Here is a 15,992-nt window from a genome sequence, read left to right on the forward strand (position 1 = left end):
TGCCGCCACGGCTGTCTGTCGGGTCAGGCCCGGCGTCGGTCGAACGGCACCGCGACACGGGCGGGCATCGAGTCCTCGCGGGCGAGGGCGCCGCGCCGGCTCACCAGCCAGGCCCCCGCTCCGGCGACGGTGACGGTCACGACCGTGAGCAGCGCCATGAGCGCCGGCACGCCGACGCTGGCCAGGAGCAGGACCGCGTCGCCGAGCGCGACGAGCATCCACAGCGCCACCCGCGGCCGGCTGTCCCTCCGTCGGCAACCCATGTCGTCCCTCCTTCCGTCGTCGGGGTACAGGTACCCCGCACGACGGAAGGCCATGCGAACGACATTCGCAGTGGTGGGACCTACCGGTCGACGCGGTCCGGCACGAACCGCTTGGTGATCAGGTCGAAGTGGGGGAGGTTGGCCTCCCACTCGTTGGCCGCGACCTCCCACCGGATCGCGTAGCCCCGGTTGCTGGCGGTCACGAAGCCCCGGTTCCGCACGTGGATCCGGGTGCCGTCCCGCGTCTCCAACCAGTCCCAGTCCGCGCACGTGCGGTAGTAGTCGCACCGCTCGATGCTCAGGTACTGGTAGTTCCTGACGATCCCCTTCCGGTACGGCTCCTGCGCCTTCCAGTCGGCGTACGCATCCTTCTTCGGATGATCGGTCCACTGGATGAGCAGCTCTCCCACCCCGTTCGGGTCGGTGAAGATCACAGAGCTGCCGTTCGCCGATCGTCGCCAGCCCTCCGGAATCGGCAGTGCGAAACCGGCAGGGTCCCGGTGCATCCGCCAGCGGGCCGGCAGCGCGCTGGTGTCCGTCGGCGAGGCCGTCGGGGTTGGACTGGCCGTGGCGCTCGGCGCGGCACTGGTCGGGGGCGGTGGGGCCGGTGCGGAGGTCTGCGGTGCGGTCGGCGCGGCCGTGTTGGTGTTGCCGGCCTGGCGAGGGTCGGCGCCCTCGGGGTCGTCGCCGCTGGTCAGCAGCGGCACGATCACCGCGAGGCCCAGCAGGAGTACGACGACCAGCGCGCCGACCAGCAGGTTGCGCCGCCTGCGCTCGGGCGACGTACCGAAGATCGCCGGGATCGACGCCCGCCCCGACGGCCGGTCGGACCCGGTGGCCGTCCCACCGGCGGTGAGGCCCGGCAGCACGGAGGTCGGGGTGACCGGCCGGAACGCGGGAGCGCCCTCCCCCGTCCGCCGCTCGTCGGTCGGTTCCGCCGTGTCCTTCTTGCCGCCGGGCTTCGCCGGGACGTCCACCTTCGCCGTGGCGTCGGCGTCCGCTGCCGGACGGTCGGCGTCCCCCGCCCCGGCCGGTCGGTCGGCCTCGCCGGACCCGGCCCGCGCCGGGTCGGCCGTCGTGGCGTCGGTGTCCCCCGCCCCCGTCGGCGGGTCGACCTTCGTCGTCGGGTCGGCGTCCGCGGTGGACGACGGGCGGTCGACCTTCCTCGTCGGCTCGGCGTCCGACGTCAGGCCCGGACGGTCCACCTTCGCGGTGGGCGCGGCGTCCGTACCGGCGGGCATCTTCGCGGTGGCGTCCGCCGCGGGGCTCGCCGGAGCCGGCGGCGTCCGAGGGGCCGGTGGGGCCGCCGGCGGCTGGGCCCGCTCGGCCGGGCGCGGGGCCGGCACCACGGTGGGTCGCGGCACGCGCGGACCGTTCGGCCCCGGCCGGCGTACGCCATCGAGCAGGGAGATGCCGCGGGCCCGCCGGCCGCTGGCGCGGCGCAGCATGCGCTCGGCCACCTCGGCGGTGATGCGCTCGCTCGGGTCCTTGCGGAGCAGCCCCTGCAGCACCGGCTTCAGCGGACCGGCGTTCTTCGGCGGCGGCAACGGTTCCGTGGCGAGTGCCGCCAGGGTGGCGATCGCCGACGGCCGGGCGTACGGCGACTTGCCCTCCACCGCCGCGTAGAGGGTGGCGCCCAGCGACCAGAGGTCGGCCTCCGGCCCGGCCGTGCCGTCGCGCGCCCGCTCCGGCGCGATGTACGCCGGCGAGCCGAGCACCATGCCGGTACGGGTGACGTTCGGGTCGCCGGGGATGGTGGCGAGGCCGAAGTCGGTGAGCACGACCCGGCCGTCGTGGCCGAGGAGCACGTTGCCCGGCTTGACGTCGCGGTGCATCACGCCCGCCCGGTGCGCCGCCTTCAACGCGCCGAGCACACCGAGCCCGATCTCGACGGCGCGGGCCGGTGACACCGGACCGGACTCCGCGATGGTGTCCTGTAACGACTTCGACGGGACGTACTCCATGACGATCCACGGATCGCCGTCGGTGCGCAGCACGTCGAAGATGCGGACGACGTTGATGTGGTTGAGGCGGGCGATCGCGCGCGCCTCCCGCAGCGACCGCTCCCGCATCTCGCGGCGTTCGTCGTCGGTGAGGCTGGGCGGCGGGACCAGTTCCTTGATCGCCACGTCGCGGTGCAGCACCTCGTCGCGCGCCTTCCACACCCGACCCATGCCGCCCTGACCGAGCGGCGAGATGAGCCGGTACCGGTCGGCGACGAGTTGGGGAAGCGCGTTCGACATCGCAGAGACGGTACCCGGCGACGCCGACAGGCACACCGCCGGCACGCCACACTGCGGCGAAGGTCAAGTTCCCCGGCGCGTACGCTGGTCGCATGTCTGCCGAAGAGCCGCTGTTCCGGGTCGTGCGCGGGGTCCCCACCGCGGAGGAACTGGCCGCGCTGGTGGGCGTGTTCGCCGTCCGTACCCGGCCGGCCGTCGCGCCCGCCCCCGTCACGACGTCGGCGTGGGCGCGCAGCGCGCGACCGGCCGGCGTCGGCGCGGTGCCCGGCCCCGGCGCCTGGCGCGCGTCCGGCCTGCCCCGCTGAGGCACCCACACTCGCCTGGCCCGTTCCCTCGTCACTCGCCTGGCCCGTTCCCTCGTCGGCCTGTCGCGGTCGGCGGCGTCCCCGCGTCTCGTCGTTTCGGGGGCTGCCGGTGTCGGCGGTAGCCGTTAACCTCACTCAGGGAGATGGTGCGGTGACGGAATGGGAGGGTCGATGATCCCCGAGGAGGACCGCCCTGCGGCGTGGTTGAACGGCTACGGAAGCATCGACGCCGACATCCGCCAGCTGCGGGAGTTCGCCGACCGGCTCGCGGCCGAGGTGGAACGCCACTACGCGCCCCACCTGTCGTACATCGCCGAGGACGTCACGGCTCCCCTACCCAACCCGTGTGACGCCTTCATCGAGCTCGTCCACTTCCTGCAGGCGCACCACGAGACGCAGCAGGCGAGCGTCGACATGGTGTGGGGTGTCTGCGGGGCCACCGGTCGCCTGGCGGCAGCGGCGGGCACCGTCGCCGACCGGTACGCCGGCAGCGACGCCTTCTCCGCCGCCCGGATCGTCGACGTCGAGCAGGCCCTCGCGAGTCCCGGCACGGCCACGCCCGCCAGTCCACCGTCCGTGGTGCTGCGGGATCCCACCGGTCCCGACGCCGGGCCGGTGGTGCTGCCGTGATCGAGCGGGGCAGCGGCCGCACGTCCGGCCTCACCGACTGGCACCGGATGGACGTGAACAGCATGTGGGCCTGCCTCCAGGACCACGACACCACGAACCACTGGAAGCAGGTCGCCGGCTGGCGGAAGATCTGCGACCTGGCACAGACCCACCTGAGCCGCCTCCGGGAGTACCGGCGCGGCCTCGCCGAGGCGTGGCCCCCGGCCACCAACGCCGCCGCCCGCGCGTACCTCGCCGAACTCGACGAGCTGATCGACAAGGTGCGCCGCACCCACGACGCCGCCGCCGCGAACTACACCGCGCTCGCCGCCGCCACCCAGGCCATCAGCGGCACCCGGGCCCGTCTCAAGACGATCCACGAGGAGTACGCGGCCAAGCTCCAGCAGAAGCAGGCGTACGAGGCGACCGCGGCCGACCCGAAGGCCGCCATGGGCAGCCGCGTACCCGACCGCCCGGTGACGGACGCCGACCTGGAACAGCTGAACGTCCAGGCGCGCGGCATCATGTACGGCCTCAGCAGCGAACTCCAGCAAGCCCAAGTAACGCTCCAGCGGCCGCCGGCGGTTCGATCTCCAATCCAGAATGACAACCCAGACGTATACGCTGGGCACATTCAACCAATTCCGATAATTCCTCCTATAGTCCCTGCGCCAGTGGCACGCCACGAACTAGTCAGCCGCCCCTCAGCATCGGCGAGGCTGGCTCGGCCAGAAGCGTCCACCCTTACGCCGAGCAGTGGCCCGGTTCTAGGTAATGCGGGAATTGGCGGGGCGACGACTCCCCCCGCGAGCACTCCGATTAGCCCAACGCCCGGAACCCCCGCGAGCTCACAGCCCAGCGCACCACCATCTGCCTGGCTGCCCAGCCGGCTGGCCCCGTCGAACGCTCCCCAATCCCATCGCACAGCCTCAGCTCAGAATGCTCGCCCCCCACGGCCCACAACTTCAACGGCCGGCAGTACGCCAACAATCCCGAGATCGTCTGCCCCAGGCGGGATCATCGGCGAAACGCCGGGCATCGGATATGGGCAACAGGCCTCAGGTAACGCTCAACCGCGTCACGTCAATCCGATAGGCGGGGTCATCGGCGGCGGAGGGGCAGGCACCGGGCCCTCTGGCGGTGCCGGGTCACGCCCAGGTGGTGGGCGCAGTTCGCCTCCGATGAACGGTCAACCGCCTTTGGGTGGCACTCCGAATCCATCCCTTGTGGTCCGCAGAGATGGCATGCACGGGCCGCAAGAAAGATCCAGCCAAGGTCAGTCCACCGATGAGTTGTCACGCTGGGATCCGGATTATCCATGGGAGACACGCCCCGGAGTACCTCCGGTGGTTGAGCCTCCGGCAGAAGAAGGCCCCATCGATCCCGGCCCGGCAATCGGCCTGAAACGGTGACACTCCGGAGTCAGTTGGCCTTATCGGCCGTCTTAGCGCTAGTCCCAGCGTGTCTTGCGCCGGGCAACGCGAGCGCCGCCGCTAGCCAGCCAATAGCTATTACGGACGGATCCGAGCGCATTCGGAGTGACCAGTGGCATCTTCGCTACCTGAAGGTCGCCGAGGCGCACCGCTACAGCAGGGGTTACGGTGTTACTGTTGCCATTCCAGACACCGGTGTCGACCCTCACCCAGACCTAAGGAGTAACTTACTCAGAGGAACCGATGTAATTCCTGGCGGCAGGGGCGACGGCCAAGAGGATCGCGATAGCCATGGAACTTCAATGGCAGGCTTAATCGCAGCTCACGGTCAAGCCGGCAACCGCGGTGCACTTGGCATAGCGCCAGAGGCAAAGATTCTCCCCATTCTCAGCTCACCACCGGACGGCGAAGGCCACCCCGACCCACTGGCCGAGGCAATCCAGTACGCAGTGGCACACTCAGCGAGGGTCATCAGCATCTCGTCTGCTGGCGCGGACAGCGCTCAGTTGCGACAAGCTGTCGACGTGGCTCTCGCGGCGGATGTGGTTGTGGTGGCAGGCGTTGGCAACAGCCCCAGGGAACAAACGGTTAGCTACCCGGCAAGCCACCCAGGTGTCGTTACGGTTGCCGGCATCGATAGGAACGGTCGACATGCGCCGATTTCAGTGATCGGGTCCGGGATCGATGTGGCAGCGCCCGCAGTGGACATCTACAGCACCAGTTACGACGGGAAGTACTCCAAGGGAACAGGGACGTCCAGCGCCACGGCGATTGTTGCTGGGGCGGTTGCGTTGATCCGCTCGAAGTACCCGCACCTGCCGGCACGGGAAGTCGTGCACCGGTTGACCGCCACGGCTGTCGACAAGGGACCGCCCGGTCGTGACGACGAGTACGGCTACGGCGTCATCGACATTGTTGCGGCGCTGACTGCGGACGTACCGCCGCTGGGCTTCGAGTCGGCGACGGCGAGTGCGCCGGCCGGTGACGGTCCGAGCGCTCCGGCGGCGGCACCCGGCGATGAGGCGGCCAGCGATCGGGCTGCCACGGTTCGGGGACTGGTGACGCTCGGCGTGATCGTGGCAGCGGGCGTGACCTGGACCATCGTCGTGCGGCGGCGGCGCCGCGACGACCCGCCGCCTCGCATCAGCCGCTGACGCCTGCCACGTGCCACGTGCCACAACTTCATGGAAAGTGTCCCCTCGTGCCCCGTCGGAGGCACCAATATCCATGAAGTTGCACGCTCCAACCGCGCGCGCCCCAACCGGGCGCTCCAACGCGCACGCTCTAACGCGCGCACTCCAACCGCGCACTCCAACCGCGCGCTCCAACCGCGCGCTCCAACCCTGCGCACCCCACCCCGCCGCGCCCGACCGCGCCCAGAGGCACCGGCACCGCCCTGCGAGCATCCGCGACCGGTGACCACGTGTCCTCGGGGACGGCGGCCAACCGGTAACGTCGGCGGGGTGCGTGACCAGACGACGCTCCGCCTCGTGCTCGCCTCGGCGAGCCCCGCCCGCCGCAAGATCCTGCAGGCCGCCGGCATCGAGCCGGACGTGCTGGTCAGCGGCGTCGACGAGTCGCTGGTGGTGACCGAGCGGGCCGACGAGCTCTGCCTCGAACTGGCCCGGCTGAAGGCGCAGGCGGTGCTCACCCGGCTGCGGCCCGCCGGCGACGAACGGACGTTGGTGATCGGCTGCGACTCCGTACTCGAGTTCGAGGGCGAGACCTACGGCAAGCCGGCCGACCCCGCGGACGCCACCCGGCGCTGGCAGCGGATGCGCGGCCGCAGCGGCGTGCTCCACAGCGGGCACTGCCTCATCGACGCGACGGCCGGGCGGCGGGCCGAGGCCGTCGCCTCCACCGTCGTCCACTTCGCCGACGTCACCGACCAGGAGATCGACACGTACGTCGCCACCGGGGAGCCGCTCGCGGTGGCGGGCGCCTTCACGATAGACGGGCTGGGCGGCCCGTTCGTGGAGCGGATCGAGGGCGACCCGAGCACGGTCATCGGGCTCTCGCTGCCGCTGCTGCGCCGGCTCCTCGCCGAGCTGGACCTGTCGATCACCGACCTGTGGACGAAGGTCGCGCCCGGCGGCCAGTCGATCGAGCCGCTCGGTTAGCGTCCATCCATGACGACCAAGTCGATCCCGCTCACCGACGAGCTGCACGCGTACCTCGTGGCGCACGGCTCCCCACCCGACGAGATCATCCGTGACCTCGCGGAGGAGACCCGGGCCGTCCTGCCGGACCGGGCGAGCATGCAGATCGCACCGGAGCAGGCGGCGTTCCTCACGTTCCTCACCCGGCTGCTCGGCGTACGGCAGGCGGTGGAGGTGGGCACGTTCACCGGCCTCTCCTCCCTGGCGATCGCCCGGGGCCTCGCCGACGGTGGCCGTCTCACCTGCTTCGACATCTCCGAGGAGTACACCGGGATCGCCCGCCGCTACTGGGAACGGGCCGGGGTGGACGACCGGATCGAGCTGCGCATCGGCCCCGCCGGGGAGACGCTGCGCAAGCTGCCGCACGAGCGGTACCTGGACTTCGCGTTCATCGACGCCGACAAGACCGGCTACCCGATCTACTGGGCGGAGCTGGTGCCGCGGATGCGACCGGGCGGGGTGATCGCCGTCGACAACGTGTTGCGCGGCGGCCGTGTCATCGCCCCGCAGAGCGCCGACGACCGCGCCATCGCCGCGTTCAACGACGAGGTGCTCGCCGACGTCCGGGTCGACGCGGTCATGCTGCCCATCGCGGACGGGCTGACGCTCGCCCGCGTCCACTGACACGGCACACAGCAGCGCCCACACCGGCGGCCTCGTCCGCGGGGGACAGTCGGGGTGTCGGACCTCGTCCGACACCCCGACAACCGGCCGGGTCGCGCGTCAGCGCACGCTACGGGCGAACTGGCGGGCCGCCCAGTAGACGCCCAGTGCGGCGAGCACGGCGATGATGGTCAGCCCCTGCCACACCTTGTCGTTGCCGAGGTCGCCGGCGAAGAGTGCCCGCGTGCCGTCGACCGCCCAGGAGAACGGGTTCCAGTCGGCGATGCCCTGCAACCAGCCGGGCGCGAAGCTGAGGGGCAGCAGGATGCCGGAGAGCAGGAGCACCGGCTGGGCCACGGTGTTCATGAGCGGGGCGAGGGCGTCCTCGCTCTTGACCTTCAGCGCGACGCCGTAGGAGACGGCCGAGGTCATGAGCGCGATGAGGGCCAGCATGAGGTACGCCAGCAGCAGGTCGCCGAGGACCACCCGCAGGTCGAACAGCAGGGCGAGCAGCGTGATGATGACCGCCTGCACGATCAGCGAGACGACGTCGCGCAGGGAACGGCCGAGCAGCAGGGCGAGCCGGCTGACCGGCGTCACCCGGGACCGCTCGATGACCCCGGCGCGCAGCTCGGCGATCAGGCCGAAGCCCTGGAACAGGCCGCCGAAGATGGCCAGCAGCACGAGCAGGCCGGGCACGAAGATCTTGTAGGCCTCGGCCTGGGTCGGCGCGTTGAGCGCCGGCTTGAGCAGCGGGGCGAAGAGCAGCAGGTACATCACCGGCTGGAAGACGCCGACGAATACCCACACGGGGTTGCGGGTGAGCAGTTGGAACTGGCGCTGGAAGATGAGCCAGGTGTCGCGGGCGAGCTTCATGGTCGGTCTCCGGGTGGTCAGGACTCGCGCAGCGAGCGGCCGGTCTTGGTGAGGAAGACGTCGTCCAGGCTGGGCCGGTGCAGCTCGATCGAGTGCAGCGCGAGGCCCGCCTGGTCCAGCCGCCGGAGGATCTGCGGGATCGCCGTGGCGCCCTCCTCGACGTACAGCCGCAGGCCGCCGTCGTCGACGGTCTCCAGCTTCCGGACGTACGCCTCGCCGTCGAGCGCCTGGGCGGCCTGGGGGGTGGTCGTGATGTCGAGGCCGACCTGCACGACGTCCCCGGAGATCTCCCGCTTGAGGTCGGCCGGGGTGCCCTCGGCGACCACCTCGCCGTGATCCATGATCGCGATCCGGTCGCAGAGTGCGTCCGCCTCGTCGAGGTAGTGCGTCGTGATGAAGACGGTCATGCCGTCGGTGCGCAGCCGGCGGATCTCGTCCCACATGTGCGCGCGGCTCTGCGGGTCGAGGCCGGTGGTCGGCTCGTCGAGGAAGACGATCTTCGGCTCGTGGATGATGCCGAGGGCGATCTCGACGCGCCGCCGCTGGCCGCCGGAGTAGGTCTTGCACTTGCGGTCGGCGAACTCGGCGAGCTGGAAGGCCTCCAGCGCGCGGCTGGCACGCTGGTGCGCCTCGGCCTTGCCGATGCCGTAGAGCCGGGCCTGGAGCACCAGCTCCTCGCGGGCGGTGGACTCGTCCCAGGTGCTGCCGCCCTGGGCGACGTAGCCGATGCGGCGGCGCACCTCGCCCGGCGCCTTGCGCAGGTCGGCGCCCGCGATGGTCGCCTCGCCGCCGTCGGGCTCGATGAGGGTGGCCAGCATCCGCAGGGTGGTGGTCTTGCCGGCGCCGTTCGGGCCGAGGAAGCCGAAGATCTCTCCCTCGGCGACCGAGAGGTCGACACCGCGCACCGCTTCGACGGTCTTCGTCTCCCGCCCCGCGCGGGAGCGGAAGGACTTGCGTAACCCTCTGGTCTGGATCATGCGTGCTCCTGGTCGTCCGGGCCGGCGCGGCCGGCCACGGGTCCGCTGGAAGCCCGCCGCACGGCGCGCTCCCCCGTTCGTTGCGGGAAGCAGGCTAACGCGATATAGCTTTTTTGGTCAACGTTGATTATTCCGCTTGGGACGGATGCTCCGGCAGCCGCTGCTCCCACCCGGACCAACCCTCCGCCCGTTCGAGTCCAGCAGGCAGGTACGACACACCGGATTCGATCCGTTCGGCCACGCGCTCGCACCAGGCGATCTCCGCGTCCGCCCGGGCCGTCCAGAGCTCGAACATCCATCCGACGTGGACCGGCTTGGTCTCACGCATCCAGTCCGACTCCAGCGACGTACGCATCCAGGCGACACCGGCCCGGAGCAGGTTCGCCCGGTTCCGCAGCGCGGCCGCGGCCTCCTCCCGCGGCATCGCCGGCAGGAACGAGAACGCCGCCGCGAAGGGGTCCGGCGGCTCGTGCAACTGCCACCAGAGCCCCCTCAGCATCGACTCGAACTCCGCCTGCCCCTTCTCGGTGATCTCGTAGGTCGTACGGGCCGGACGCCCACCCACCTGCTCGGTGGCCACCGCGCGGAGAAGGCCCTCCTCGGTGAGCTTCCGCAGGGCGTGGTAGATGGAGCCGGGCTGCACGTTGGCCCACTTGTCGGCGCTCCAGCTGAGCAGCTCGCGGCGCACGTCGTAGCCGTGCACCGGCTGCATCCACCGGACCAGGCCGAGAATCATCATGCGAGTGGCAGACACCTCGCAAGCGTAATAAGCAAGTTTGACTAAGACGCGAGGTGGACCGTGTGCCATCCCACACTGAGCGATCGTTAGGGCCGATCGGGCGGCCATTAAACTCCCGGGCAACGACCTCCCGGGAGGAGCCCCCACGGTGCGCAAGGTACTCATCGCCAACCGCGGCGAGATCGCCGTACGCGTCATCCGCGCCTGCCGCGACGCCGGCCTGGAGAGCGTCGCGGTGTACGCCGACTCCGACCGGAACGCGCTGCACGTCACGCTCGCCGACGAGGCGTACGCCCTGGGGGGCGACACGGCGGCGGACAGCTACCTGCGGATCGACAAGCTCGTCGACGTGGCCGCGAAGTCCGGCGCGGACGCCGTCCACCCCGGGTACGGCTTCCTCTCCGAGAACGCGGACTTCGCCCAGGCCGTCATCGACGCCGGGCTGACCTGGATCGGCCCGACGCCCCAGGCGATCCGCGACCTCGGTGACAAGGTGACGGCCCGGCACATCGCCCAGCGCGCCGGCGCTCCCCTGGTGCCCGGCACCCCCGACCCGGTCGGCAGCGCCGACGAGGTGATCGCGTTCGCCGTCGACCACGGCCTCCCGGTCGCCATCAAGGCCGCCTTCGGCGGCGGCGGGCGCGGGCTCAAGGTGGCCCGGACCATGGAGGAGATCCCGCAGCTGTTCGAGTCGGCCACGCGGGAGGCGATCGCCGCGTTCGGCCGGGGCGAGTGCTTCGTCGAGCGTTACCTGGACAAGCCCCGCCACGTCGAGGCGCAGGTGCTGGCCGACCAGCACGGGAACGTGATCGTGGTGGGCACCCGGGACTGCTCGTTGCAGCGGCGGCACCAGAAGCTGGTCGAGGAGGCGCCCGCGCCGTTCCTCACCGACGCGCAGCGGACCCAGATCCACGAGAGCGCCAAGGCGATCTGCCGGGAGGCCGGCTACCACGGCGCCGGCACGGTCGAGTACCTGGTGGGCGCCGACGGCACCATCTCCTTCCTGGAGGTCAACACCCGGCTCCAGGTCGAGCACCCGGTGACCGAGGAGACCTCCGGGATCGACCTGGTACGCGAGCAGTTCCGCATCGCCGACGGGGAGAAGCTGCGGTTCACCGAGGACCCGACGCCGCGGGGGCACTCCATCGAGTTCCGCATCAACGGCGAGGACCCGGGCCGCAACTTCCTTCCGGCCCCCGGCACGATCACCGAGCTGCGGCTGCCGAGCGGCCCGGGCGTCCGCGTGGACGGCGGCTTCTCGGCCGGCGACGTCATCGGCGGGAACTTCGACTCGCTGCTGGCCAAGGTGATCATCACCGGCGAGACCCGGACCGAGGCGCTGGAGCGGGCCCGCCGCGCCCTCGACGAGATGGTGGTCGAGGGAATGGCGACCGCCCTGCCGTTCCACCGGCTGGTGGTCCGCGACCCGGCCTTCACGGCCGAGCCGTTCACCGTGCACACGCGGTGGATCGAGACCGAGTTCGACAACACCGTCCCGCCGTTCACCCCCACCGCCGTCCCGGCCGCCGAGCCGGCCGAGCGCGAGACCGTCGTGGTCGAGGTGGGTGGCAAGCGGCTGGAGGTCACCCTCCCCGCCGGCCTCGGCGCCGGTACGGTCGCCGCGGCCCCCGCCGCGCGCAAGCCCGCCCGCCGGGGCGGCGGCGCCAAGGCCGGCGCCACGGTCAGCGGTGACACGCTCACCTCGCCCATGCAGGGCACGATCGTCAAGATCGCCGTGGCGGACGGGGACACCGTCGCCGAGGGTGACCTCGTCGTGGTGCTCGAGGCGATGAAGATGGAGCAGCCGCTGCACGCGCACAAGGCCGGCACGGTGAGCGGGCTGACCGCCGAGGTGGGTGCCGTGATCACCGCCGGCGCGCCGATCTGCACGATCTCCTGACGGCGGTCAGCGGAGGGCGCCGGCGGCCACCTCGCGTACGGCGGCGGTGAGGGCGTTCAGCGCCGCCGACTCCAGCCGCCAGTGCTGCCAGTGGAGCGGGACGTCCGCCTGCCGGCCGGGGGCGATGTCGACGCAGCGCCCGGAGGCCAGGTCGTCCTCGGCGATCTGCTCGGGCACCAGCCCCCAGCCGAGGCCCAGCCGGATGACCTCGCTGAACGCCGGCACCGACGGCACGTAGTGCACGGGCGGGTCGAGCGTCCGCCCGGTCACCGTACGGATGAAGCGGTGCTGCAACCGGTCCTTGCGGTCGAAGACCACGACGGGCGCGCCGGCCAGTGCCGCGGGGGTGAGCCCGTCGGCGAAGTGGGCCGCCGCGAACTCGGGCGTGGCCAGGGCCCGGTAGCGCATGGCGCCGAGCCGGCGTACCCGGCAGCCCTGGACCGCCTCCCGCTGCGCGGTCACGGCCGCCGTCACGACACCGTCCCGCAGCAGCTCGGCGGTGTGGTCCTGGTCGTCCTGGCGGATGTCCAAGGACAGCTCGGACCCCCGCGGCAGCCGGGCGAGCGCCGCCGGGAACCAGGTGGCGAGCGAGTCGGCGTTCACGACGACGGCGAGCCGGGTCCGCGCTCCGCCGCCGGTGAGGGGGCCGCGCGCGTCGGCCAGGGCCTCCCGTTCCAGGAGTACGAGTTGCCCGGCGAGACGCAGCAGCGGGGCGCCCGCCGCCGTGGCCGCGCAGGGGCGGGCCCGCCGGACGAGCACCTGACCGACGGTCTCCTCCAGGGCCTTGACCCGCTGGCTCACGGCGGACGGGGTGATGTGCAGCAGCCGGGCCGCGGCCTCGAAACTGCCCTCGGAGACCACCGCGGCGAGCGTACGCAGCTGGGTCGAGTCGAGGCCGTCCATCAGTTCAGCTTAATCGACCTCAAAATCTTTAGTTCGACTGAAGATCGGTCGTCTCCTACCGTCGGTACGTGCTCAGTTCCGCCGTCGCCGGCTTCTCGGTCTCCATCGCCCTGATCGTCGCCATCGGGGCACAGAACGCCTTCGTCCTGCGCCAGGGGCTGCGCCGCGAGCACGTCGTACCCGTCGTCCTCACGTGCGCCGCCTCGGACGCGCTGCTCATCGGCGCGGGCATCGCGGGCGTCGGCACGCTGGTGACCGGCCGGCCCGTGCTGCTCACCGCGATCCGCTGGGGCGGCGCCGCGTTCCTGCTCTGCTACGCGGTCCTCGCGGCCCGCCGCGCCCTGCGTCCCGGTGCGCTGCTGCCGACCGAACGACCGCCGGCGACCCTGGGCGCGACCCTGGCGGCCTGCCTCGCCTTCACCTACCTGAACCCGCACGTCTACCTGGACACCGTGCTGCTCCTCGGCGGGATCGCGCAGCAGCATCCGCACCGCTGGGTGTTCGGCGTGGGCGCGGCCCTGGCCAGCGCCGTCTGGTTCACCGCGCTCGGCGTCGGCGCGCACCGGCTCGCGCCGCTGCTGGCGCGTACGACCGCCTGGCGGCTGCTCGACGGCGTGATCGCCCTGCTGATGGCCGTGCTCGCGGTGGCGCTGCTGGCCGGCTGAGCACCCGGCGCCGGTCACGCGGGCAGCACCGCCCGCCGGAGGTGTTTTCCGCTACCAGCGGCGGCACGATGGGCGCACGGCGGGAATGATGTGCGAGTGCGGTTCCTACACGGCGCGGTTCCCGCGCACGACCTGACCTACAACGACGTCTTCATGGCGCCATCCCGTTCCGACCTGGGCTCGCGGCTCGACGTCGACCTCGCCACCAGCGACGGCACGGGCACCACCATCCCGCTCGTGGTGTCGAACATGACGGCCGTGTCCGGCCGGCGGATGGCGGAGACGGTGGCCCGGCGCGGCGCCATCGCGGTCATCCCGCAGGACATCCCGATCGACGTGGTGGCGAACGTGGTGGCCTGGGTCAAGCAGCGGCACCTGGTGTACGACACGCCGATCACGCTCGGTCCCACGGACACCGTCGGGGACGCCATCCACCTGCTGCCGAAGCGCGCGCACGGCGCGGTCATCGTGGTGGACGACGCCGGCCGGCCCCTCGGCGTGGTCACCGAGGCGGACACCGTGGGAGTGGACCGCTTCGCCCAGCTGCGGCACGTGATGTCGACCGAGCTGCACACGGTGCCCGCGGACGCGGACCCGCGTACCGGGTTCGACCGGCTCTCCGCCGGCCGCCGCCGGCTCGCCCCGGTGGTCGACCCGGACGGGCGGCTGGTCGGCGTGCTCACCCGCCAGGGCGCGCTGCGGGCCACCCTCTACCGGCCGGCGCTCGACGACCGGGGACGCCTGCGGATCGCCGCGGCGATCGGCATCAACGGGGACGTCACCGGCAAGGCCGCCGCGCTGCTGGAGGCGGGCGTGGACACCCTCGTGGTCGACACGGCGCACGGCCACCAGGAGCGGATGATCTCGGCGCTGCGGGCCGTCCGCACGCTCGACCCGGGCGTCCCGGTGGCGGCCGGCAACGTGGTCACGGCCGAGGGCGTACGCGACCTCATCGAGGCCGGCGCCGACATCATCAAGGTCGGCGTCGGACCGGGCGCCATGTGCACGACCCGGATGATGACCGGCGTCGGGCGACCCCAGTTCTCGGCCGTGCTCGACTGCGCGGCCGCCGCCCGGGCGCTCGGCCGGCACGTCTGGGCCGACGGCGGCGTGCGGCACCCGCGGGACGTCGCGCTCGCGCTCGCCGCCGGCGCCTCGAACGTGATGATCGGCTCCTGGTTCGCCGGCACCTACGAGTCCCCCGGCGACCTCTACACCGACCCGGACGGGCGTCGGTACAAGGAGAGCTTCGGCATGGCGTCGGCCCGGGCGGTCAGCGCGCGCACGGCCGACGACAGCCCGTACGACCGGGCCCGCAAGGCGGTCTTCGAGGAGGGCATCTCGACGGCCCGGATGTACCTCGACCCGAACCGGCCGGGGGTCGAGGATCTGATCGACGAGATCATCGCGGGCGTGCGCAGCGCCTTCACGTACGCGGGCGCGCGCAACCTCACGGAGTTCCACGAGCGGGCCGTGGTCGGCGTGCAGAGCGCGGCCGGCTACACCGAGGGGATGCCGCTGCCGACCAGCTGGTGAGGCGCGACGCACGGCGGCCGCCGGTCCGGCGCGCAGCCGGCCGGCGGCCCCCTGCGCGGAGGCGCTCGGCGCCCCGGCGCGGAACCGGCCAGCCGCCCCGGCGCGGAACCGGCCAGCCGCCCCGGCGGGCAGGCGGCCGCTACTCGAACAGCCGGCGGATCACGACCCGGGCGGCCTCCCGCGGGTCGCCGCCCAGGCGGTCCGGCAGTGCCCCGGCCAGCCAGAGCGTGGCGAAGCCGTGCACGATCGACCAGGCGGCGAGGGAGTCCCGCCCGGGATCGCCCGGTCCACCGTCGCGCGCCGACAGGCCGGCCACCCGCTCGCGGAGGACGTCGCCGGCCCGGGTGCTGGCCGCGCGTACCTCCGGGTCGTCGGCCCGGTAGAGGTCGGGCCGGAACATCACCTCGAAGTGCGCGCGGTGCCGGACCGCGAAGTCGACGTACGCGACGCCGGCCTCGAGGAGGTCGTCCCCGGCACGGCGCAGCCGGTCGGCGAGCAGGTCGAAGCCCTGGACGGCGAGCGCGGTGAGCAGGCCGGCCTTGTCGCGGAAGTGGTGCGCGGGCGCGGCGTGCGAGACGCCGGCCCGCCGGGCCAGGTCGCGCAGGCTGAGCGCGGCGGGGCCGGACTCGCCGATCACCTCCACCGCCGCGTCGAGCAGTGCGCGGCGCAGGTCGCCGTGATGGTAACCACGCGTCGGAGTCATGCGGCGAGCATATCTTGCCATTGACAAGATGCCGCTCCGGCACGCAATCTTGTCACCGACAAGTTTTACCCCCGCGAG

At 72.1% G+C, this 15,992-nt stretch carries 16 protein-coding genes; 8 read left to right on the forward strand and 8 right to left on the reverse strand.

Annotated elements, in window-relative coordinates:
• Positions 1 to 23 precede the first annotated feature (23 nt).
• Positions 24 to 263 (reverse strand): hypothetical protein, encoded by a 240-nt coding sequence (locus OG994_RS20500; protein ID WP_120327634.1) that lies wholly within the window; start codon positions 261 to 263, stop codon positions 24 to 26.
• A gap of 80 nt (positions 264 to 343) precedes the next feature.
• Positions 344 to 2,506 carry a serine/threonine-protein kinase gene (locus OG994_RS20505; protein ID WP_328850660.1) on the reverse strand — a complete coding sequence of 721 codons (2,163 nt, stop codon included), beginning with the start codon at positions 2,504 to 2,506 and terminating at the stop codon, positions 344 to 346.
• Between the two features lie 92 nt (positions 2,507 to 2,598).
• Between OG994_RS20505 and OG994_RS20510 the strand changes: the two genes are divergently transcribed.
• Both OG994_RS20510 and OG994_RS20515 read left to right on the forward strand, forming a co-directional pair.
• A complete protein-coding gene (locus tag OG994_RS20510; protein WP_120327632.1) occupies positions 2,599 to 2,811 on the forward strand; it encodes an acyl-CoA carboxylase subunit epsilon in 213 nt (70 codons plus the stop codon).
• 171 nt (positions 2,812 to 2,982) lie between these two features.
• Positions 2,983 to 3,441 (forward strand): hypothetical protein, encoded by a 459-nt coding sequence (locus tag OG994_RS20515; protein WP_328850661.1) that lies wholly within the window; start codon positions 2,983 to 2,985, stop codon positions 3,439 to 3,441.
• 292 nt (positions 3,442 to 3,733) lie between these two features.
• Here OG994_RS20515 and OG994_RS20520 read toward each other — a convergent pair whose 3' ends face one another.
• Positions 3,734 to 3,871, reverse strand: a complete 138-nt coding sequence (locus OG994_RS20520) for a hypothetical protein (RefSeq protein ID WP_158610082.1) — start codon at positions 3,869 to 3,871, stop codon at positions 3,734 to 3,736.
• Positions 3,872 to 4,846: 975 nt separating this feature from the next.
• Between OG994_RS20520 and mycP the strand changes: the two genes are divergently transcribed.
• The 3 genes from mycP to OG994_RS20535 all read left to right on the forward strand — a co-directional run bounded on the left by mycP (position 4,847) and on the right by OG994_RS20535 (position 7,636).
• Complete coding sequence (gene mycP / locus OG994_RS20525) at positions 4,847 to 6,007, forward strand: type VII secretion-associated serine protease mycosin (protein ID WP_328853758.1); 1,161 nt, start codon at positions 4,847 to 4,849, stop codon at positions 6,005 to 6,007.
• Positions 6,008 to 6,316: 309 nt separating this feature from the next.
• Entirely contained in the window at positions 6,317 to 6,973 is a 657-nt protein-coding gene (locus OG994_RS20530) for a Maf family protein (RefSeq protein WP_328850662.1), read from the forward strand.
• A 9-nt stretch (positions 6,974 to 6,982) separates the two neighbouring features.
• Positions 6,983 to 7,636, forward strand: coding sequence for an O-methyltransferase (locus OG994_RS20535; protein ID WP_328850663.1), 654 nt, complete (start codon positions 6,983 to 6,985; stop codon positions 7,634 to 7,636).
• A 99-nt stretch (positions 7,637 to 7,735) separates the two neighbouring features.
• On the opposite strand, the gene OG994_RS20540 is transcribed toward OG994_RS20535, so the two are convergent.
• The 3 genes from OG994_RS20540 to OG994_RS20550 all read right to left on the reverse strand — a co-directional run bounded on the left by OG994_RS20540 (position 7,736) and on the right by OG994_RS20550 (position 10,207).
• The gene (locus OG994_RS20540; RefSeq protein WP_120327626.1) at positions 7,736 to 8,491 is read right to left on the reverse strand and encodes an ABC transporter permease; all 756 of its coding nucleotides are present in this window, start codon (positions 8,489 to 8,491) and stop codon (positions 7,736 to 7,738) included.
• Positions 8,492 to 8,508: 17 nt separating this feature from the next.
• Positions 8,509 to 9,468 (reverse strand): ATP-binding cassette domain-containing protein, encoded by a 960-nt coding sequence (locus OG994_RS20545; protein ID WP_328850664.1) that lies wholly within the window; start codon positions 9,466 to 9,468, stop codon positions 8,509 to 8,511.
• Between the two features lie 127 nt (positions 9,469 to 9,595).
• Positions 9,596 to 10,207 carry a PadR family transcriptional regulator gene (locus OG994_RS20550; RefSeq protein ID WP_120327624.1) on the reverse strand — a complete coding sequence of 204 codons (612 nt, stop codon included), beginning with the start codon at positions 10,205 to 10,207 and terminating at the stop codon, positions 9,596 to 9,598.
• A 148-nt stretch (positions 10,208 to 10,355) separates the two neighbouring features.
• On the opposite strand from OG994_RS20550, the gene OG994_RS20555 reads away from it, so the two are divergent.
• Positions 10,356 to 12,107 (forward strand): acetyl/propionyl/methylcrotonyl-CoA carboxylase subunit alpha, encoded by a 1,752-nt coding sequence (locus OG994_RS20555; RefSeq protein ID WP_120327623.1) that lies wholly within the window; start codon positions 10,356 to 10,358, stop codon positions 12,105 to 12,107.
• 6 nt (positions 12,108 to 12,113) lie between these two features.
• Here OG994_RS20555 and OG994_RS20560 read toward each other — a convergent pair whose 3' ends face one another.
• Positions 12,114 to 13,010, reverse strand: coding sequence for a LysR family transcriptional regulator ArgP (locus tag OG994_RS20560; protein ID WP_328850665.1), 897 nt, complete (start codon positions 13,008 to 13,010; stop codon positions 12,114 to 12,116).
• Positions 13,011 to 13,078: 68 nt separating this feature from the next.
• On the opposite strand from OG994_RS20560, the gene OG994_RS20565 reads away from it, so the two are divergent.
• Together OG994_RS20565 and OG994_RS20570 are read left to right on the forward strand one after the other, a co-directional pair.
• Positions 13,079 to 13,675: a LysE/ArgO family amino acid transporter gene (locus OG994_RS20565; protein WP_120327621.1), complete on the forward strand. Its 597-nt coding sequence runs from the start codon at positions 13,079 to 13,081 to the stop codon at positions 13,673 to 13,675.
• A 96-nt stretch (positions 13,676 to 13,771) separates the two neighbouring features.
• The gene (locus OG994_RS20570) at positions 13,772 to 15,211 is read left to right on the forward strand and encodes a GuaB1 family IMP dehydrogenase-related protein (RefSeq protein WP_120327620.1); all 1,440 of its coding nucleotides are present in this window, start codon (positions 13,772 to 13,774) and stop codon (positions 15,209 to 15,211) included.
• A gap of 139 nt (positions 15,212 to 15,350) precedes the next feature.
• Here OG994_RS20570 and OG994_RS20575 read toward each other — a convergent pair whose 3' ends face one another.
• On the reverse strand, positions 15,351 to 15,914 hold the full coding sequence (locus OG994_RS20575; RefSeq protein ID WP_120327619.1) for a TetR/AcrR family transcriptional regulator: 564 nt from the start codon (positions 15,912 to 15,914) through the stop codon (positions 15,351 to 15,353).
• Between the last annotated feature and the right edge of the window lie 78 nt (positions 15,915 to 15,992).

It is taken from the genome of Micromonospora globbae (genome assembly GCF_036184225.1).
Taxonomy (GTDB): domain Bacteria; phylum Actinomycetota; class Actinomycetes; order Mycobacteriales; family Micromonosporaceae; genus Micromonospora; species Micromonospora globbae.